The 18972-nt window shown below is 38.6% G+C and carries 20 protein-coding genes; 4 read left to right on the forward strand and 16 right to left on the reverse strand.

The annotated features are described in order from the left end of the window. Positions 1-5: 5 nt before the first annotated feature. The 12 genes from ACIQXW_RS21745 to mutY form a co-directional block, all read right to left on the reverse strand. Complete coding sequence (locus ACIQXW_RS21745) at positions 6-581, reverse strand: TerD family protein (protein WP_340822364.1); 576 nt, start codon at positions 579-581, stop codon at positions 6-8. 37 nt (positions 582-618) lie between these two features. Further along, positions 619-1200 carry a TerD family protein gene (locus ACIQXW_RS21750; protein ID WP_340822363.1) on the reverse strand — a complete coding sequence of 194 codons (582 nt, stop codon included), beginning with the start codon at positions 1198-1200 and terminating at the stop codon, positions 619-621. A gap of 24 nt (positions 1201-1224) precedes the next feature. After that, a complete protein-coding gene (locus ACIQXW_RS21755) occupies positions 1225-1839 on the reverse strand; it encodes a TerD family protein (protein ID WP_340822361.1) in 615 nt (204 codons plus the stop codon). A gap of 292 nt (positions 1840-2131) precedes the next feature. Then, a complete protein-coding gene (gene nikC, locus ACIQXW_RS21760) occupies positions 2132-3025 on the reverse strand; it encodes a nickel transporter permease (RefSeq protein ID WP_340822360.1) in 894 nt (297 codons plus the stop codon). A 15-nt stretch (positions 3026-3040) separates the two neighbouring features. Beyond that, entirely contained in the window at positions 3041-4045 is a 1005-nt protein-coding gene (locus tag ACIQXW_RS21765) for an ABC transporter permease (RefSeq protein WP_340822358.1), read from the reverse strand. A 248-nt stretch (positions 4046-4293) separates the two neighbouring features. Then, on the reverse strand, positions 4294-5910 hold the full coding sequence (locus ACIQXW_RS21770) for an ABC transporter substrate-binding protein (RefSeq protein ID WP_340822357.1): 1617 nt from the start codon (positions 5908-5910) through the stop codon (positions 4294-4296). Positions 5911-5941: 31 nt separating this feature from the next. Then, complete coding sequence (locus ACIQXW_RS21775; protein WP_340822355.1) at positions 5942-6922, reverse strand: ABC transporter ATP-binding protein; 981 nt, start codon at positions 6920-6922, stop codon at positions 5942-5944. Continuing rightward, a complete protein-coding gene (locus tag ACIQXW_RS21780; protein WP_340822354.1) occupies positions 6897-7910 on the reverse strand; it encodes an ABC transporter ATP-binding protein in 1014 nt (337 codons plus the stop codon). The genes ACIQXW_RS21775 and ACIQXW_RS21780 overlap by 26 nt, the downstream gene beginning before the upstream one ends. A gap of 477 nt (positions 7911-8387) precedes the next feature. After that, positions 8388-10133: an ABC transporter ATP-binding protein gene (locus ACIQXW_RS21785; protein WP_340822353.1), complete on the reverse strand. Its 1746-nt coding sequence runs from the start codon at positions 10131-10133 to the stop codon at positions 8388-8390. Positions 10134-10359: 226 nt separating this feature from the next. Beyond that, a complete protein-coding gene (gene ntdP, locus ACIQXW_RS21790) occupies positions 10360-10911 on the reverse strand; it encodes a nucleoside tri-diphosphate phosphatase (protein WP_340822352.1) in 552 nt (183 codons plus the stop codon). 301 nt (positions 10912-11212) lie between these two features. Then, positions 11213-11389 carry a gamma-type small acid-soluble spore protein gene (locus ACIQXW_RS21795; RefSeq protein WP_340822351.1) on the reverse strand — a complete coding sequence of 59 codons (177 nt, stop codon included), beginning with the start codon at positions 11387-11389 and terminating at the stop codon, positions 11213-11215. Positions 11390-11484: 95 nt separating this feature from the next. Next, positions 11485-12516 (reverse strand): A/G-specific adenine glycosylase, encoded by a 1032-nt coding sequence (mutY, locus tag ACIQXW_RS21800; protein WP_402765495.1) that lies wholly within the window; start codon positions 12514-12516, stop codon positions 11485-11487. 325 nt (positions 12517-12841) lie between these two features. On the opposite strand from mutY, the gene ACIQXW_RS21805 reads away from it, so the two are divergent. After that, positions 12842-13828, forward strand: coding sequence for a metal-dependent hydrolase (locus ACIQXW_RS21805; protein WP_401021801.1), 987 nt, complete (start codon positions 12842-12844; stop codon positions 13826-13828). A gap of 94 nt (positions 13829-13922) precedes the next feature. Here the strand turns inward: ACIQXW_RS21805 and ACIQXW_RS21810 are convergent, their stop codons facing one another. Genes ACIQXW_RS21810 through recX form a run of 3 tightly spaced genes read right to left on the reverse strand, consistent with a single transcriptional unit; the run spans position 13923 to position 15322 of the window. Then, positions 13923-14192, reverse strand: coding sequence for a YfhJ family protein (locus ACIQXW_RS21810; protein ID WP_340822345.1), 270 nt, complete (start codon positions 14190-14192; stop codon positions 13923-13925). Beyond that, a complete protein-coding gene (locus tag ACIQXW_RS21815; protein WP_340822342.1) occupies positions 14193-14522 on the reverse strand; it encodes a YfhH family protein in 330 nt (109 codons plus the stop codon). Then, complete coding sequence (gene recX / locus ACIQXW_RS21820; RefSeq protein ID WP_402765499.1) at positions 14519-15322, reverse strand: recombination regulator RecX; 804 nt, start codon at positions 15320-15322, stop codon at positions 14519-14521. Before recX ends, ACIQXW_RS21815 begins: the two co-directional genes overlap by 4 nt. A 100-nt stretch (positions 15323-15422) precedes the next feature. Here recX and ACIQXW_RS21825 point away from each other — a divergent pair, with 100 nt between their 5' ends. The 3 genes from ACIQXW_RS21825 to rlmD all read left to right on the forward strand — a co-directional run bounded on the left by ACIQXW_RS21825 (position 15423) and on the right by rlmD (position 18674). After that, positions 15423-16322, forward strand: coding sequence for a TIGR01777 family oxidoreductase (locus ACIQXW_RS21825; protein ID WP_402765502.1), 900 nt, complete (start codon positions 15423-15425; stop codon positions 16320-16322). 84 nt (positions 16323-16406) lie between these two features. Then, positions 16407-17225, forward strand: a complete 819-nt coding sequence (locus ACIQXW_RS21830) for a polysaccharide deacetylase family protein (protein ID WP_340822339.1) — start codon at positions 16407-16409, stop codon at positions 17223-17225. 72 nt (positions 17226-17297) lie between these two features. Beyond that, on the forward strand, positions 17298-18674 hold the full coding sequence (gene rlmD, locus ACIQXW_RS21835) for a 23S rRNA (uracil(1939)-C(5))-methyltransferase RlmD (protein WP_402765506.1): 1377 nt from the start codon (positions 17298-17300) through the stop codon (positions 18672-18674). 43 nt (positions 18675-18717) lie between these two features. On the opposite strand, the gene ACIQXW_RS21840 is transcribed toward rlmD, so the two are convergent. Further along, positions 18718-18972 (reverse strand): hypothetical protein (locus ACIQXW_RS21840; RefSeq protein WP_402765509.1); only part of this gene is annotated, 255 nt, incomplete at its 5' end.

Below are 18972 nucleotides of genomic sequence, written 5' to 3' on the forward strand. Positions count from 1 at the left end.
TTTAATTACTCTAGACCATAAGCATTGATTAATGAAGCGAGCCCACCTTGATAGCCAGAGCCAACAGCGGCAAATTTCCATTCGCCATTATGACGGTACAGCTCACAAAATACGACCGCGGTTTCAATACTGAAATCTTCTGCTAAATCATAGCGAAGAACTTCTGAACCAGATTCTTCGTTCGATAAACGAACATATGCATTTAATACTTGTCCGAAATTTTGACGGCGACCTTCAGCATCGTAAATTGTCACTGTTACAACAATCTTTTCAATTTGAGGGGATACTTGCTTTAAATTCACAAGAATTTTTTCATCGTCTCCATCACCTAAACCAGTACGGTTATCACCCATATGCTGGACCGATTTATCGGGACTTGTTAGATTATTATAGAAAATAAAGTCTTGTTCATTACGGCATTTTCCCGATGCATCCAATAAAAACACTGATGCATCTAAGTCAAAGTCACTTCCTCCATCGAATTGTTTAACATCCCAGCCTAAACCAATCCCTACATTATTTAAGCCTGGATCCTGTTTCATTAAATCAATGCGTTGTCCTTTACTTAACTGAATACCCATTAGAAAAAAACTCCCTTTCTCGTGTAAAGTTAAACCGTTAGTTTACGCTTAAGCCATAATCATTACAAAGTGCAGCTAAACCGCCTTGGTATCCAGCACCAATTGCGTTAAATTTCCATTCACCGCCGTGACGGTATAATTCGCCTACAACGACAGCCGTTTCAATACTAAAGTCTTCACCTAAGTCATAACGAACGATTTCTTCATTCGTAGCGGCATTTACAATGCGGATAAATGCGTTAGACACCATACCAAAGTTTTGGCTACGTGCTTCTGCCTCATGGATTGTAACAGTGAAAGCTAAGCGTTGCACATGTGCAGGTACTTCTTTTAACGAAACTTTAACGATTTCGTCATCCCCTTCGCCAACTCCTGTTAAGTTATCGCCAGAGTGTTCAACAGAACCATTACCACCAATAGTATTGTTGTAGAAGATGAAATCATTTTGATCTGCTACTTTACCTGTATCAGCAAGTAAGAAAATCGACGAATCTAAATCAAAATCATGTCCACCATCGTATTTATTTGTGTCCCATCCTAAACCTACAATTACATTTGATAAGCCTGGGTTTGTTTTTGTTAAATCTACTTTTTGTCCTTTTTGTAATGAAATACCCATTTGTATTCCTCCTCAAATTTATATTTATTGATATCTTCGAACTACATCACCAAGTTTTACATCATTTGTACCGTTACCAACAGCTGCAAACTTCCATTCGTTACCGTGACGATAAATTTCACCACACACTAGCGTCGTTAAATTCGAATAATTATCAGTTAAATTATAACGAATTAGTTCATTACCTGTCTTGTCATCGTACACACGAATATACGCATTTTGAATCATACCGAAATGTTGATTACGTCCAGCTGCATCATAAATGTTAACGACGAATACTAATTTATTGTATTGAGCAGGTACTGCCCCTAGCTCAACTGTAATTACTTCATCATCACCATCACCAGCACCAGTTAAATTATCACCAGAATGTACAACAGATCCACATTTACTCGATAATTTTCCGAAGTAAACTACGTCATCTCCTGCAACTATACGATCATCCTGTAACATTAAAACTGAGGAATCACAGTCAACATCTCTGCCTGCTGTTCTACCACTCGAAAATAAGCCTCCTAAAAAGCCACCGCTTTTTGTTTGACTTACAGGGTCCCACCCTAAGCCTACTTTAATTTTATTTAAACCAGCATTGCCTTTTGTTAAATCTACACGCTGTCCCTTTTGTAAATTAATCCCCATTTTTAATGCCCTCCTTATTTGAATGCACCTCTGCTAAAAAGTTGCTAACAGTATAAGCATCGATATACTTCTTCTTATAATAAGTCTTGTACGCTTCCTCAAAACCTTCATTAGTGAGCAGTAGCTGCGTCAATAAAGTATGTATGTCAGCATAAATTAAGTCTAAAATAATATTACATAAAATTCAAATAATGGCTCCAGGATGAAATTGTAAATTTATAGTTAGTTCATTTATTCGTCTTAACAAGTAAAAAAACCTTCTAGCTTTTTCAGTAGAAGGCTATTTTACATATTAGCTTTTCATTTTCGGATCTAGTGCATCTCGCAAACCATCACCCATTAAATTAAAACCTAGTACCGTTAGCATAATCGCTAAGCCCGGGAAAATCATTGTCCATGGCGCTTTTAATAAGTAGATTCGCGCATCAGCAAGCATTTTACCCCATTCTGGTGCTGGTGCTTGAGCCCCTAAGCCTAGGAAGCCAAGTGCAGCTGCTTCAATAATCGCTGTCGCAATTGCTAATGTTCCCTGTACAATAATTGGCGTCATTGAGTTTGGTAAAATGTGAGAAAATAAAATACGCGAATCTCGCATCCCTATCGCTTTTGCTGCTACGATATATTCCTCTTCTTTTACACTTAACACTTTTGACCGGATTAACCGCCCAAAGTTAGGTACGTTAATAATCGCAATCGCAATTAAAGCATTTTGTAATGACGGCCCAAGTACAGCCACTACAGCGATTGCTAATAAAATGCTAGGAAACGCCAACATAATGTCAAAAATACGAGAGATAATTGTATCTATCCATTTTCCATAATAGCCTGCAAGAATTCCAAGTGTACTTCCTACAACTACCGAAAGAATAACGGCAAAAAATCCAATCCTTAACGAAATACGCGCACCATATATAATTCGTGAAAGAATATCCCGACCAAAGTCATCTGTTCCAAACCAATGTGCACTTGAAGGTGCCAATAACCGTTTTGATAAATCCTGTTCATTAATCCCTTGAGGAGCAATCATTGGACCAAATACAGCAAGTAGTATAAAAAATATTACTATCCCAGCACCAACTAGGGAGATTTTGCTTTTTTTAAAGCTTCGCCAGCCTTCTCTCCAAGGACCTGCCGCACGCTCTCGACTTGCTATTGCTTCTTTTTTAATTTCTATCGCACCAGTCATTATCGCATCTCCCTCCTATTTGTATTTAATGCGTGGATCTATCACTGTATAAAGTAGATCGACAATTAAATTGATCATGATGAAAATAAACGCAACGATTAAAATACCCGATTGGATAACTGGATAATCACGGAAGCCAATTGCATCATAAATATAACGACCAATGCCTGGCCAACTGAAAATCGTTTCTGTTAAAATGGCGCCGCCAAGTAACAACCCTGTTTGTAAACCAATTACTGTTAATACTGGAATTACGGCATTTTTTAATGCATGTTTATAAACGACGATAAACATTTTTTGTCCTTTTGCTCTAGCTGTACGAACATAATCGGAGCGCATTACCTCAAGCATAGAGGAGCGGGTAATCCTGGCAATAATCGCCATCGGAATCGTAGCAAGTGCCACCCCTGGTAACACTAATCGCTTTATAACTTCCGTAAACTGATCAAATCTCCCTTGAATGAGCGTATCGAGCAAATAAAAATGCGTAATGGCGGTTATTGGGTCACGGACATTATCACGTCCAGATGTTGGGAACCAGCCAAGGTTAATGCTAAACGCCCATTGTTCCATCAATCCTAGCCAAAAGACTGGCACAGATACACCAATTAAAGCAATGACCATTGCTAAATAATCAAACCATGAATTTTGGAACCAAGCTGAAATAATACCTGCATTGACACCAACAATAATTGCGATAATCATCGCAAAGATAGCTAATTCTGCTGTTGCCGCTAAATATGGAAAAATTTCTTGTGAAACAGGTAACTTCGTACGCAATGAAACGCCTAAATCGCCCTGAAAAATACCACCTAAATAGCCGAAATATTGTGTGTACCATGGCTTGTCTAATCCTAAACTTGCGTTTAATGCCTCAACCGCCTCTTTCGTCGCCTGCTGACCTAAAATCACTTGCGCGGGGTTACCAGGAATTAAACGAATTAACATAAAGACGATAAAAGTCATTCCAAGCAAAACTGGGATTAATTGAAATAAACGTCTTCCCATATAGTGAAGCATCTTCTTCACCTCTCTGTAATTTTCTAATTATACTTTTGCTACGAAAAGCATTGAAGTCAATACACATACTGTAGAAAGGGACAGCCTTCAACAAACGATAGACGTTTAGATGGTTTGTCTTTCATACAGAAAAACGGGTTGCGACCAACATAGTCACAACCCGTTTTTACAACGCTAGACAAAGTCCAAAGCTGTAAAAATCTTGTTACGTCACTATGAGTAAGCGACAATTTTCATTTCTCTATTGTCTAATTCATATCTACTGCTTCTAAACGGTCAGAACCCGTTGGATGTGCATGGTAATTTGTAACTTTTGTACTTGCAGCTAAAATAGGAATTGAGTGTGCAAGTGGAACCCATGGAGCATCCTCAGAAATAATTGTTTGCGCTTGTTTGTAAAGTTCAATACGTTTGTCTTCGTTCACTTCTGTTTGTGCAGCCACAAATAATTTGTGTAACTCTTGGTTGTCATAGAACGTGTAGTTATTTGAGCCGATATTATCAGCGTCTAATAATGTGTAAAGGAAGTTATCAGCATCGCCGTTATCACCAGTCCATCCAAGTAAGAACGCATCCGCCTCACCATTTTGAGCTTTTTCTAAATACGTAGCCCATTCGAATGAAACGATTTTAGATGGAATACCTACATCAGCTAAATTCTTTTGAATTGCTTCTGCAATTTTTTGACCATCTGGCATATATGGACGTGGTACTGGCATTGCCCATAGCTCAATTTCTTTACCGTCATAGCCTGCTTCTTTCAGTAAAGCTTTTGCTTTTTCAGGATCATACGCATAACCTGTAATATCATCGTTGTAGCCAGCAATAACTGGTGGCATTGGGTTTTTCGCAGGTTGCGCTAACCCTTCATAGAAAGCATCTACTAATGCTTGCTTATCAATTGCATAGTTTACTGCTTGACGAACTTTTACATTATCAAATGGAGGGCGTGTTACTGTTAAACCAAGATAACCAACGTTCATAGAAGGACGTTCGATTAATTGTAAATCGCCATTTGTTTCGATTGATCCTTTATCAGATGGACTTAAACCATCGACAACATCTACCTCGCCATTATTTAATGCATTTAAGCGCGCTGAGTTATCAGGAATCGAACGGAAAATTACTTTATCTAATTTCGGGAACCCTGCAATACGATAGTCAGGATTTTTCTCAATTGTAATAGAATCATTTCGTGTCCATTTTACAAATTTGAATGGACCTGTTCCAACTGGATTATCGATAAGTGCATCGTCATTCGCTTCGAATGCAGTTGGAGAAGCAATTGCGAATGGTGACATTGCTAAGTTTTTCAAGAATGGTGCTTGCGGCTGCTTCAGTTTAAATACAACTGTGTAATCGCCTTCTGCTGTAATTGCTTCAATTACTTGCTCACCGCCCATTGTAAATTGGGACATGAAGTACGGGAACTTATCAGCGCCAGCTTTCCAGCGCTCGAAATTTTTCACGACTGCTTCTGCATTAAAATCAGACCCATCGTGGAACTTTACGCCTTCTTCAAGTTGGAATGTATAAGTTAATCCATCGTCTGAAGCTTCCCATGATTTTGCTAAACCTGGATGCAATGTAACATCTTCATCTCCAAAGTTAATAAGTGTTTCATAGAGATTCACTGTAACTTTAAAAGATTCACCTTCTGTTACTGTCGCTGGATCAAGTGCAGTAGAGTCCCCACCTCGACCATATACTAAAGTTTTTTCACTGCCGTTAGCTGAATCGCCGCCAGTAGACGTATCTTTTGAACCTGTATCCTTGCCATCAGAGCCACCACCACACGCAGCTAAGATTGTCGAGAGAACAAGGATTAGCATTACGCCTAATGACCAAAGCTTCTTTTTCTTCATTTATTTTCCCCCTAAAACTTTTTTATATCATTTAATGTTGAAGCGCATCATAAAGATGACAAGCAACATAATGACCCTGTTTCACTTCTTGCAGTTTCGGAACAACGCTTGAGCATTGTTCTTTCTTAAAAGGACATCTCGTATGGAATGCACAGCCGCTTGGCGGATTGGATGCACTCGGAATATCTCCAGATATAATAAGCTGCTCACGTTCAAAAGTTGGATCAGGCACAGGAACAGAAGATAATAATGCCTGCGTATATGGGTGGAGCGGCTCTGCATATAAATTCTCACTATCTGTCAACTCTACTAACTTGCCTAAATACATAACCCCGACACGATTACTAATATGCCGCACAACCCCTAAGTCATGTGAAATAAATATATAAGTAAGCTTTAATTCCTTTTGCAATGTTTGCATTAGATTTAAAACTTGGGCTTGAATTGATACATCCAGCGCTGAAACGGGCTCGTCTGCAATAATTAGACGAGGATTGGTCATTAGCGCACGAGCAATTCCAATACGTTGTCTTTGCCCTCCACTAAATTGATGTGGATAGCGTTTTGCGTGATATTCATTTAAGCCAACGATTTCGAGAAGCTCTATTACTTTCTTTTTGCGTTCTTTCGAATTGCCCATACCATGAACAATGAGCGGTTCCTCTAAAATCTTGCCAATCGTATGGCGTGGATTTAACGAAGCATAAGGATCTTGGAAAATCATTTGGATATCCCTTCGCGCTTTCCGCATTTCATTGTTTGATAATGTGGAAATCATTTTGCCTCCAAATTCAATGTTACCTGCTGTCGGTTCAAGTAAGCGCATTAATAGGCGACCTGTAGTTGACTTCCCACACCCCGATTCACCAACTATGCCTAATGTTTCCCCTTCAAAAACTTCAAAGGAAACATCGTCCACAGCTTTCACATCCCCTACCTGCGTATTAAGGAATCCTTTCCGAATAGGAAAATACTTTTTTAAACCATCAACCTTCAACAACACTTTCGACATAATGAACCACCTCCTGTTCTTCCATTAAAAAGCACCTTGCTTTATGTTGCTCTGTCGCTTCATATAAAGGTGGTGTTTCCTGTAGGCAACGCTCCATCGCAAATTCACAGCGTGCTGCAAATCGACAGCCGTCTTTAATCGTGCCCGGCTTTGGAACACTACCAGGTATCGAATAAAGACTGTCTTTTTTATAACGCATATCTGGTACCGATTTAATAAGTCCTTGTGTGTAAGGGTGCTTTGGCGTTTTAAAAATTTCCTGAATAGATGCTTCTTCAACAATTTGTCCAGCGTACATAACGATAACGCGTTCACAAGTTTCTGCTACAACACCTAAATCATGCGTAATTAATAAAACAGCAGTATTCATCCGCTTGTTCAAATCTTTCATTAGTTGCAATATTTGAGCTTGAATTGTTACATCTAGCGCTGTTGTAGGCTCGTCGGCAATCAGTACCTTCGGGTCACAGACAAGTGCCATGGCAATCATTACACGTTGGCGCATCCCACCTGATAATTGATGAGGATAATCCTTTAATAGTTCCTCCGCACGTGGTAACCCTACTAGTTTCATAATTTCTACTGCGCGTGCAAAAGCCTTCTTTTTAGACCACTTAGGATTATGAATTAAAATAGCCTCTTTCAACTGATCCCCAATCGTAAATAAAGGATTTAAGGAAGTCATCGGCTCTTGAAAGATCATCGCCACATCTTTCCCACGCACTTTTTGCATTTGCTTATCAGTTAATTTAGCTAAATTTTTGCCATCTAACAGTACTTGTCCGCCTGTGATTTTTCCAGGTGGCGATGGTATCAATCCCATAATGGACAAAGATGTTACGCTTTTGCCACTGCCCGATTCCCCAACAATCCCCAAAATTTCCCCTTCATGGACCGAAAAATCAATATCGTCAACGGCAGGAATCTGTCCATCATCTGTGAAAAAGGTTGTTTGTAAACCTTTAATCTCTAACAGCTTTTTTCGCATGTTCAACCGCCCCATCCTACCAATATTTTTAAAAATTACAAATTTATAGTTTATTATATACTAACTATCAATAAATTCTCTATTTTCAGATAATTCTAACTAAATTTCTCCTCTCTTTCAATCATTATTTTTCTACCATTAGCATATATTTTCTACATTTTTCCCCTCACTTATAAATATTTCGTATTTTAACGATGTTTTTCTACAAAAATAGCTTCCATTTAACTTGGAAGAATAGAAGAAGCCGTTGATTGCTGAAATATGCCACTGCATACAAAAAAGCCTTTCATTCAACTAGGAATGAAAGGCTCACAATATACAAGTGTCAGGCACTCAAACAATTTCTTGCAAAGAAAAAAACGTAAGACGCAACAAACCGCGTGTTTGCGAGAGTTGCGGCTTACTCTGTGCTAGCGACAGTGCCAGGCACTCAAACAATTCGCTCGAAAATTAATGACATTCGTCATCTTTCAATACTCAATCTAAGTGTTGCACTTGGAATAAATTAAAGTATGTGCCTTGCTCCTTCATTAGTTGCTCATGATTCCCTTTTTCAATTAATTGTCCATGATCAATAACAAAAATATTATCGGCATGTGTAATAGTAGAAAGTCGGTGCGCAATAATAATGGTTGTTCGGTCATGCACTAAGGCATCGAGCGATTCTTGAATAAGCGCTTCACTTTCTAAATCTAGTGCTGATGTTGCTTCATCTAAAATTAAAATCGGTGGGTTTTTTAAAAAGACGCGGGCAATGGCAACACGTTGCTTTTGTCCCCCCGATAATTTTACACCTCGCTCGCCAACCTTCGTGTTATAGCCATTTGGCAAGCCCATAATAAAGTCATGCGCATTAGCCGCTTTTGCAGCAGCAATTACTTCTTCCTCAGACGCTTCAGGTTTACCCATCAATATATTTTCTTTAACTGAATCACTGAACAAAATATTATCCTGTAGCACGATTCCAATTTGAGAGCGTAATGAATGGATTGTGACATCCTTCACATCATGACCATCTACATATACCGCTCCATCTGACGTATCATAAAAGCGTGGAATTAAGCTAATAATGGTAGATTTCCCACCGCCGCTCATCCCTACAAATGCGACCGTCTCCCCTGGATTTATGGTAAAATTCATATTTTTTAAAATTTGCGAACCATCTGCTTCATATTGAAAAGCGACATTCTCAAATCGCACCTCACCTGTTGCAGGCGATAATGGTAGTGCATTTTTTTTATTTTTTACTTCATAAGGCTCGTCTATTAGTTCAAACATACGATCCATCGAGGCAATCGACTGTGTTAACGTTGTGGATGCACTTACTAAACGGCGAAGTGGTCCATAAAGGCGTTCAATATACGCGATAAAAGCAACCATTGTGCCGACCGATAAAGATCCATTAATCACTTGATAGCCCGCATAAGCAATAACAAGTAATGGTGCTACATCTGTAATCGTATTGACGACCGCAAAAGATTTAGCATTCCATTTTGTTTGATCTAATGCTTTTTCTAAAAACTCGCCATTCGCTTCATTAAATAATTTTTGCTCATGCTTTTCGAGCGTAAAGCTTTTAATAATACTCATGCCAGCTACTCGTTCATGAAGATAACTTTGAACACCTGCAAGTGCTTGTGAACGGTTGCGTGTTAATGTTCGAAGTTTACCAAAGAAGAACCTAACACTAATTGCATAGAACGGGAATGCAATGAGCGCAACAAGTGTAAGTTTGACATCCAATGCTAGCATAATACAAACGGCAATAACAATCGTTGCTAAGTCCAGCCAAACATTCATCAAACCTGTCATAACAAAGTTCTTCGTTTGCTCCACATCATTAATTACACGTGAAATAACCTCACCCGCTCTTGTATTGGCGTAATACTTTAAGCTTAGGCGCTGTAAATGCGAGTAAATCTCTTTGCGGATATCAAAAAGGACCTTATTACTCACATGCTGTGCAAAATATTGACGGTAGTATTCTATTGGTGGTCGTATAACAAAGAACACAATAATTGTACCGCCTAGCCAGTAAAACAATTCTTTTGTTTTTTCTGTATCCGTCAAATCCTCCGCACCAATAATATCATCAAGTACTATTTTTATGAGCAGTGGAATGAATAACGGGATTGCAAATTTCACTATACCAATTAAAACCGTTAAAATAATTTCCCATGTGTATGGTTTTACAAAACGCATATAACGCTTTATACTACTCATTTTTCATCACTTCCTTATTAGAAAACCTCATCCCTATGTGGCTTTCTATACATTAAAAAAAGAAACAGACATTCTATTACGAATGCCCTTACGTATTATAGCAATATTTAGCATGAAGTACAGTTAGTTGACCTTTAATGCTAACTATTTTCGATTTACATCGATAGTTCTATTTATAAAATACCCCTTAAATGCAAAAAACACCCATTAGTTGAACTAATAGGTGTTACTGACAATCATCTGCTTGCATATCGAGCTGAAACTTATAACGACTTGTCCAAGCATCGATAAAATCAGGTGCAAAGGGTCCTCTTTTTTGTTGTATCCAGCTAATTAATTTTTCGACATTACGCTTTAAAATTTTATCGATGACATCTGGGTAAGACATTTCCTGGCGATGCTGTTCATATTCATCTTCATCTAAAAGGGTATACGACATATCTGGAAAAACCTTAATATCTAAATCGTAGTCAATGTATTTAATGGCATTATTATCGAAAACAAATGGTGAGCTTAGATTACAATAATAATACACACCGTCTTCACGCAGCATGCAGATGATGTTAAACCAGTGCTCCGCATGGAAATAACAAATAGAAGGCTCTCTCGTTAGCCACGTACGACCATCGGATTCTGTCACAAGTGTTCGTTCATTCGCACCGATTATAATGTTTTTAGTTCCTTTTAAAACCATTGTTTCTTGCCAAACACGGTGGATGCGGCCATTGTGCTTATAACTATGTATTTGTATCGTTTCTCCTTCTACCGGTATTGCCATTTTTGAAGCCCACCTTTTCGTCTATGCTACCTAAATCTAGCAGTCTCTAGTATATTATAGCAATCTGTACGCGAAAGGTGTAGTTGAAAACTACAAATTTCACTGTGTCATGTTATTTATGTACAAATTTTCGAAAATTAATAGCAATTTCCATCATAACAGCAACTTTAATGGAATTTTTTAACTTATGTTATAAACTTATGCGTATCGGAGGAAAAATAGAAAAGGGCTGTCCTTTTCATCTTTTCGATTTTTAGACAGCCCCTTAGAAGGTAAATGCAATTATGCAGTTACAAAGTGCTTACTCGCTCGCGTTTTGGTTATTCTTAGCATATTTGCCTGAAGCTTGAGCTTTATTCTGCTCAGCTTTAGCATTTTGCTTTTGCACTTCATTGAAGTCCGTTTCGTAACCAAACTCTTCACTTTGGCGTTGCATGTTTTTATTTGCTTGTTGGTTTGTGTTTTGATTTTTCTTCATCAGTCATTCACCTCCACGCTAATTATTGTGTACAGAGGTGATTACTTTTATGCTCATTAATTTTTTTATTTTCATTGCTTCGTTATAGTGTCTCCCTATTTTATCGCTTGCCATATTTTTAACATTGGCACTGGCATTGGTAACAATTCTATTTGCTCCTGTGTTAGCCAATCACCCTTTTCACATGATTTACACTTCATATAATAAGCATTCACATGCCAAGTTAAATGTGAGAAAACATGTTTAAATGTTAAAATTTCTCGTTGTGCTTGTGCCTCTACTTCATAGTGCTGAGCAAATTTTAATAATGAGTCTTCTGCTTGCTCAACCATCGGGAACTGCCACATATTCGCAAGTAAGCCACTTGCCGGACGTTGCTCCATTAAAATTCGACCGTCCTCATCCTCACAAACAAAAACGTCGTATGAAATATGCTTCATCTTAACTTTTTTTGATTTAACAGGCAGTTTTTCAGGTTCTCCTTCATTAAAAGCGGTGCAATATTCACGGACAGGACATAACAAACATTTCGGTGATGTTGGGGAACAAATAAGCGCTCCAAGTTCCATTAACCCTTGATTAAAAGATGATGCATTTTGTGGATCAATTAATTCTTCAACAGCTGCTTCGAAAATTTTCTTTGTCTTCGGCAGTGCAATATCATCATGTATATTGAGTACACGACTTAAAACCCGCATGACATTACCATCAACTGCATGTTCGGGCTTATTATAGGCAATACTTAAAATAGCACCTGCAGTATAGGGTCCAACCCCTTTTAACTTAGAAATTTCATAGCGATTATCAGGTACGATTCCGCCATAGTTTTCTAGCACCTCACGAACCCCCGCTTGCAAATTTCTCGCTCGTGAGTAATAGCCAAGGCCCTCCCAATGTTTCAATAAATATTCCTGTGGTGCCTCAACTAATAATTCTAAAGTTGGAAAGCTTTCCATAAAGCGATTGTAATAAGGAATAACTGTATCAACTCGTGTTTGCTGTAGCATTACCTCAGATACCCAAATTTTATAAGGGTCTTTAGTATGCCGCCAAGGTAAATCTCGTTTCTCTTCTTCAAACCATTCGACTAAAGATTGTCGAAATTCTGCTACATATGGATAATTCACAGTGACCTCCCGTGTCTTTACGATTTAATTTATGATTAAAAGGGTATACAATTAAGAAAAGCTATTCGCATAATATGGCAAAAACGTATAAATTTATTACAGTTAAACGTGACATCCGCCGCTGCGTTTCCTGCTACAACCAAGGTTTTAACGCACTAATATAAGTCGCGGACATTTGCTGAAACAAAAAACTCCATTATTTACCTCTTGTGCGAGTGAATACTTAGCGATTGAAAAGCAAATTTTATAAGCAATACCATTATTGAAATGAAATATACATGTATGCATTGTACGACTTTTTCACGCATACAAGGAGTGGATAATTTTGGATTCAGGTACACATTTCGTTATGGGAATAGCACTCGGTGGTCTTGCTTTAGTTGACCCTGTAGTTGCCAATCATTCAATGACTTTTACTGCCGTTATGGCTGGTACCATTATTGGCTCACAAGCACCTGATGTTGATACAGTATTAAAACTTCGCAATAATGCGATTTATATTCGGCATCATCGCGGTATAACACATTCAATACCAGCAGTAGCCTTATGGCCAATTTTAATTACAATCGTGTTATCACTAATTATTCAGGACGCAAATGTATTACATTTATGGCTTTGGACATTTCTTGCAGTAGCTATTCATGTTTTCGTTGATATTTTTAATGCATACGGAACACAAGCTATTCGCCCATTCTCTAGAAAATGGGTAGCACTTGGTGTGATCAATACATTCGATCCCATTATTTTTTCCCTTCATTGCCTTGGAATATTACTATGGGCATTTGGGGCAAATCCAGTCTGGACATTTAGCGTCATGTATGGCGTTATTGTCGTCTATTATATTTTTCGCTTTGCTGTTCAAAAAGCAGTTAAAAAAGCAGTGCATAGCACAATTCAAGATGAAGATTATGTTATTGTAGCACCTACGATGCGATTTTTTCACTGGCGCATCGCCGCAAAATCAAAAACACATTACTATGTTGGTCGCGCTTATGGGCGAACTGTTAATATTTACGATAAATTCGAAATCAAATCACTACCAAAAACACCTGCTGTTGAAGCTGCTATGAAAGACCCTAATCTCGCTGCCTTTGTGTCTTTCTCACCATTGTACCGTTGGGAAATTTCCGAGCTTGAAAATGGCTTAACAGAAGTGAGGTTAATCGATTTACGTTATCGTAGTGACAATCGCTATCCTTTCGTTGCAGTTGCTCATTTAAATGACGACAACGACATTATTACCTCGTACACTGGTTGGATTTTTACCGAGGATAAGCTTCAAAAAAAATTACAAATTGGCGCAAGCAATTAACGAATAAAGCCGGAGTATCCTATTTGAAGGGAACACCGGCTTTGTTATGCTTATAGCTTAAAATTGATTTTTGTATTGCAATGCAATCTATATGTTATTGTACCATATCATCACTAGCATCTAGTAAATGAGCGTATTTTGGATTACGTCCTGCAAATTGATGGAGCTTATCGCCATAGCTTACAATTAATTGGCGTACTAAGTTTTCAGTGTAATCAGCCCCACGATAATCATAGCCCGCTTTTGCAGATGTTGATTCAAAATCGCTCCATAACAGTTCAATCCAAACACGCGCACGCCCTGCTGACATTTGAGGATTTTTCTCAAGTAACTCTGCTGTTAGTTTGTCGATTTTTTCTTGCATTTATTTCCCCACCTTTATAGGTGATAAAATTGAAACGGGCAAGGCTTCCTGATATTTATCGCCGCCTAGGCGATGACCCCATGCAAAACGTCCTTTTAAATAATCAACTTGGAAATAGTTGTTGTCTGAGCCATCGATTCTGTACATTTCCCCAGGTACAATCGTATCTAAATCAACTAAATAAGCAGCTGCCATTAAAGCTTTACGCTCATACACTGCAAATTCATTAAGTATGCCTAGCTGTTCTGCCTTACGAGCCTTCTCTTTTAGCTTTCCTACTTCTTCACGTAGTTCATGCTCTGTCATTGCAGCATAGTTTTTTTCATTCATTCCCCATTCTCCTTCTCTTCAATAAAACGATCTATAACTTCTACAGGAAATCCCTTTTGATAAAGCGCCTGCTTCGTTTTCATTTTTAATTCATAACCAGTATACTTCGACGCATACTTTTTCCAAACTTTTTCGCCTTGCACATCGAGTAAGGACTGCCATTCATCTTCTGCTTGCTCAATTTCAACTTGTCCAAGTACTTCATCGACAACAGTAAAAGAATACCCTTTTCGCATTAAAAAATCTTGTATCTTAGTTTTTATTTGCGTTGGTGTTTTCTTCTTCTCAGAACGAATTACTTTTTCTGCAAGCTGTGTTGCAAGCTTCACTTGTTCTTCATGGCTAAATGTTTCAAGCACCTCATCTTGTAAACTTTTATCGATTCCTTTTTTGATGAGATCTTGTCGAATTGCTCGAGGCCCTTTTTTCATCGTAGCTTTTTTTGTATCGAGCAATGCTTTCGAATAAGATTCATCATTTAAAAAGCCATATGATTTTAACTTTTGAATCGCTTCTAATATTACCGCTTCCCCAAACTCTAATGAGCTTAACTTTTTCTTCACCTCATGCTCACTACGCATTTGATAGGATAAAAAGTTTAGCCCTTTATTAAATGCTTTGCGAATTTCATCTTCATAGGCAATTTCCTGAATATCAAATTCTTCAAGCACCTTTCCTTTTGTAAGACCAAATTGTATTAAAATCGCCTCGTCTACAGGAAAAGCGTATTCCTCATTTAAATATATATTATAGCGTTCTGGATTGTTTTTTTGACGCGCAATTTTTGTAATAACACGCATAGCGAAATCACCTCTTTGCCTAATCATTATAACATCTTTTTCTTTTTTTCTATCTTTGTGTATAGTTGAGTTACATCAATTGGTAAAAGGAGGGGTTCTTATGAAAATTGTCATTGCTGGTGGTACTGGTTTTGTTGGGAAGGCGTTAACAAAACTGTTGCAAGAACAAGGACATGAGTTATTCGTTTTATCCCGTAGCAATTCGAAATATGAAAATGGCATTCATTATGTACAATGGCTAAAAGATGGTGCTCGACCAGAAAAGGAATTGGACGAGAATATCGATGCAGTCGTCAATTTAGCAGGAGTGCCATTGAATGATGGACGTTGGACAAAGAAGCAAAAGAAAGCTATTTATACAAGTCGCATGGAAGCTACACTAGAAATTGTCCGTATTATAGAACAATTTAAGGAAAAACCGAACGTACTTGTAAATGCCAGTGCAGTTGGAATTTACCCACCTTCCACAGTGGCCACCTATAGTGAAAACGCTAGCGACTACGCAAAAGATTTCTTAGGATGGACAGTTCATGATTGGGAACGCCATGCAAAGCGAGCAGAAAAACTCGGTGTTCGTGTAGCACTTGCTCGTTTTGGTGTTATTTTAGGTCGTGACAACGGTGCACTTCCTTCCATGCTATTGCCCTATAAACTACATATCGGTGGCACGATTGGTACAGGCGAGCAATGGTTATCATGGATTCATGTAGAAGATGTAGCGCGGGCTATTTATTTTGCCATTACCAATTCATCTATTAACGGACCATTTAATGTGACTGCTCCACATCCAACACGCATGAAAGAATTTGGTCAAACAATTGCACAAGTAATGGGACGTCGTCATTGGATGCCAGTCCCGAGTTTTGCCATGCGTTTAGCTCTCGGAGAACAAAGTATGCTCGTTTTAGAAGGACAACATGTAATACCGACTGTTTTAGAAACGCAAAATTTTGAATTTAAATATCCTTATTTAAAAGAAGCACTTGAAAATTTATTATAAAATCCGTGTGCAAAGTGAAACGACAAGCAGGATAAATTTTTGAAAAGAACGCATCCTAAAAGAAAAGGAAAGGATGCGTTTTTTATGTGGAAACAACATATAGTAGGTGCAGTAATCGCTACTTTTATTATTGCCGCAGCAATAAGCATTAATCCATACTTTGCATCTGGCTCAGATGAATATCATTGGGGCATTAAACGAGCAAAGAATGGCGAACCAGCACAGGCAGGAGCACAACTTGATAAACTACTCGACCAATATGGAGCAATTTATAAAGGAAAACCCGATAAAAAAGTGGTCTATTTAACCTTTGATAACGGATACGAAAATGGCTATACAGAAAGTATATTGGATACGTTAGAAAAAGAAAAAGCACCAGCAACCTTCTTTTTAACTGGTCATTATTTAGATAGTGCTGGTGACCTTGTTAAGCGTATGGTACAAGACGGTCATACAATCGGTAACCATTCCTATGGTCATCCGAATATGGCAAAGTTAACAAGAGATGGTATGCGTGCAGAATGGCGTAAGTTTGATGCGAAACTTCGTGAATTAACAGGCATAGACCGTACAACTTATGCTCGTCCACCCGAAGGAATTTTCAATGCTAAGTTGTTAGAAGTCGGCAATGCAGAAGGTTACCGTCATATTTTCTGGTCTATCGCTTTTAAAGATTGGCTAAAGGATGAACGACGTGGAGCAGATTATGCTTATAATGCTTTAATGGAGCAACTTCACCCTGGCGCTGTCATTTTAATGCATACAGTAGCTCAAGATAATGCGGAGGCTCTACCTTTATTCATCGCTGAAGCAAAGAAACAAGGCTATACTTTTTTATCGCTTGACGATTTAGTATTGGAGTATGAAGATTTCCCTGTCACTATGCAATCGTCCACTCCTTAGTTATAATGGGGAGATGACATCAGCATGTTATCAATACCTACGTGCTGAACAAAGTTAAAGGACGTGGATCGCTTGACGCAACAAACTACGATGGAAGTGGGACAAAAATTCCCATTAACTATAAAAAGACTTGGCATTAATGGCGAGGGCGTTGGCTTTTATAAACGCAACGTCGTCTTCGTAAAAGGCGCTATTCCTGGAGAAGAAATTACTGCCCAAGTTACGAAAACACAACACAATTTCGCTGAGGCAGATATACTTGCCATACGAAAAGCGTCACAATTTCGTCAGGAAGCACCCTGCCCAGTTTACAATGAATGCGGTGGGTGCCAGCTTCAACATATGACATACGAAAAACAGCTTATAGAAAAACGGGATATCGTTATTCAAGCGTTAGAACGCTATGCTAAGCCATTAGCTGAAACCGTAGAAGTTCGCAATACACTTGGTATGGACAACCCTTGGAATTATCGCAATAAAAGCCAGTTCCAAGTACGCAAAGAAGGCAAACGTGTCTATGCTGGGCTTTTTACAGAAGGCAGCAACAAGCTACTGAATATTAATGATTGCCTTGTACAGCATCCAATTACATCGAAAATTACTGTAGCGACACGTAAAATCTTACAAAAGCTAAATATTACGATTTACGATGGTCGTACGCTCGATGGTTTAGTGCGTACGATTGTTGTACGTACAGGGATTCGCACTGGTGAAACGCAAGTGGTGCTTGTTACGACTCGTAAAGAAATCCCTCACCTTACTGAGCTTTTAACGCGCATTAAAAAAATCGACCCAAGTATCGTATCGATTGCTCAAAACATTAATCGTGAAAAAACATCACTTATTTTTGGTGATGAAACAATTGTTCTTGATGGCAAGGAAACAATACATGAAGAACTAGGAGAATTAGCATTTGATTTATCTGCTCGCGCATTCTTCCAATTGAATCCAACACAAACTGTACATTTATACGATGAAATCAAAAAAGCAGCGGCATTAACGGGCAAAGAAACCGTTGTTGATGCCTATTGCGGAGTTGGCACTATCGGTTTATGGCTAGCAGATAAAGCGAAAGAAGTTCGTGGTATGGACGTAATTCCAGAAAGCATTCAAGATGCACGAACAAACGCGCGCAACCATGGCTTTAAACATACAAAATATGCAGTCGGCACAGCTGAAAGTGTTTTAGCAAAATGGCGTAAAGAAGGCTTCACGCCTGATGTTATTACAGTAGATCCGCCACGCACAGGCCTTGCACCAGAATTTATCCGCACTGTCCTTAAGCTAAAACCGAACCGTTTTGTCTATACGTCTTGTAACCCATCAACATTAGCTAAAGATTTACAGGAATTATCAAAGCTTTATAATGTAGAATATATCCAACCCGTAGATATGTTCGCACAAACTGCACAGGTCGAATGTGTTGCTAAGCTTGTGTTAAAAAAATAGATAAATTGGAGCATCTCAATTAATTTTGAGATGCTTTTTTATTTTAATAAGGTAACAAAACCGTTGCTTTCGCGGGCTTAACTCCTGCTTCCGCGGGATTCTCACCCTCTTTCGCGGGATTAACTCCTGCTTTCGCGGAATTCTTCCCTCCTTTCGCGGAATTCTCACCTTCTTTCGCGGAATTACCTGCTTCCGCGGAATCCCCGCCCACTTTCGCGGAATTCTCACCCTCTTCCGCGGAATCCTCACCTGCTTTCGCGGAAATCCCACCCTCTTTCGCGGAATCACTACCTTCTTT

Origin of the sequence: Lysinibacillus sp. NPDC097162 (assembly GCF_044762185.1) — a bacterium.
Classification (GTDB): domain Bacteria; phylum Bacillota; class Bacilli; order Bacillales_A; family Planococcaceae; genus Lysinibacillus.

What these genes read in the sequence shown, in the direction of transcription:
- recX (WP_402765499.1), bottom strand. Translation starts at nt 15,322, where the DNA reads ATGCGTGTTATTACAAAAATTGCGCGTCAAAAAAACAATCCAGAACGC.
- ACIQXW_RS21765 (WP_340822358.1), bottom strand. Translation starts at nt 4,045, where the DNA reads ATGCTTCACTATATGGGAAGACGTTTATTTCAATTAATCCCAGTTTTG.
- nikC (WP_340822360.1), bottom strand. Translation starts at nt 3,025, where the DNA reads ATGACTGGTGCGATAGAAATTAAAAAAGAAGCAATAGCAAGTCGAGAG.
- ACIQXW_RS21745 (WP_340822364.1), bottom strand. Translation starts at nt 581, where the DNA reads ATGGGTATTCAGTTAAGTAAAGGACAACGCATTGATTTAATGAAACAG.
- ACIQXW_RS21750 (WP_340822363.1), bottom strand. Translation starts at nt 1,200, where the DNA reads ATGGGTATTTCATTACAAAAAGGACAAAAAGTAGATTTAACAAAAACA.
- ACIQXW_RS21780 (WP_340822354.1), bottom strand. Translation starts at nt 7,910, where the DNA reads ATGCGAAAAAAGCTGTTAGAGATTAAAGGTTTACAAACAACCTTTTTC.
- ACIQXW_RS21775 (WP_340822355.1), bottom strand. Translation starts at nt 6,922, where the DNA reads ATGTCGAAAGTGTTGTTGAAGGTTGATGGTTTAAAAAAGTATTTTCCT.
- ntdP (WP_340822352.1), bottom strand. Translation starts at nt 10,911, where the DNA reads ATGGCAATACCGGTAGAAGGAGAAACGATACAAATACATAGTTATAAG.
- ACIQXW_RS21795 (WP_340822351.1), bottom strand. Translation starts at nt 11,389, where the DNA reads ATGAAGAAAAATCAAAACACAAACCAACAAGCAAATAAAAACATGCAA.
- ACIQXW_RS21785 (WP_340822353.1), bottom strand. Translation starts at nt 10,133, where the DNA reads ATGAGTAGTATAAAGCGTTATATGCGTTTTGTAAAACCATACACATGG.
- ACIQXW_RS21815 (WP_340822342.1), bottom strand. Translation starts at nt 14,522, where the DNA reads ATGAATGAAAAAAACTATGCTGCAATGACAGAGCATGAACTACGTGAA.
- ACIQXW_RS21770 (WP_340822357.1), bottom strand. Translation starts at nt 5,910, where the DNA reads ATGAAGAAAAAGAAGCTTTGGTCATTAGGCGTAATGCTAATCCTTGTT.
- ACIQXW_RS21810 (WP_340822345.1), bottom strand. Translation starts at nt 14,192, where the DNA reads ATGCAAGAAAAAATCGACAAACTAACAGCAGAGTTACTTGAGAAAAAT.
- ACIQXW_RS21825 (WP_402765502.1), top strand. Translation starts at nt 15,423, where the DNA reads ATGAAAATTGTCATTGCTGGTGGTACTGGTTTTGTTGGGAAGGCGTTA.
- ACIQXW_RS21830 (WP_340822339.1), top strand. Translation starts at nt 16,407, where the DNA reads ATGTGGAAACAACATATAGTAGGTGCAGTAATCGCTACTTTTATTATT.
- ACIQXW_RS21755 (WP_340822361.1), bottom strand. Translation starts at nt 1,839, where the DNA reads ATGGGGATTAATTTACAAAAGGGACAGCGTGTAGATTTAACAAAAGGC.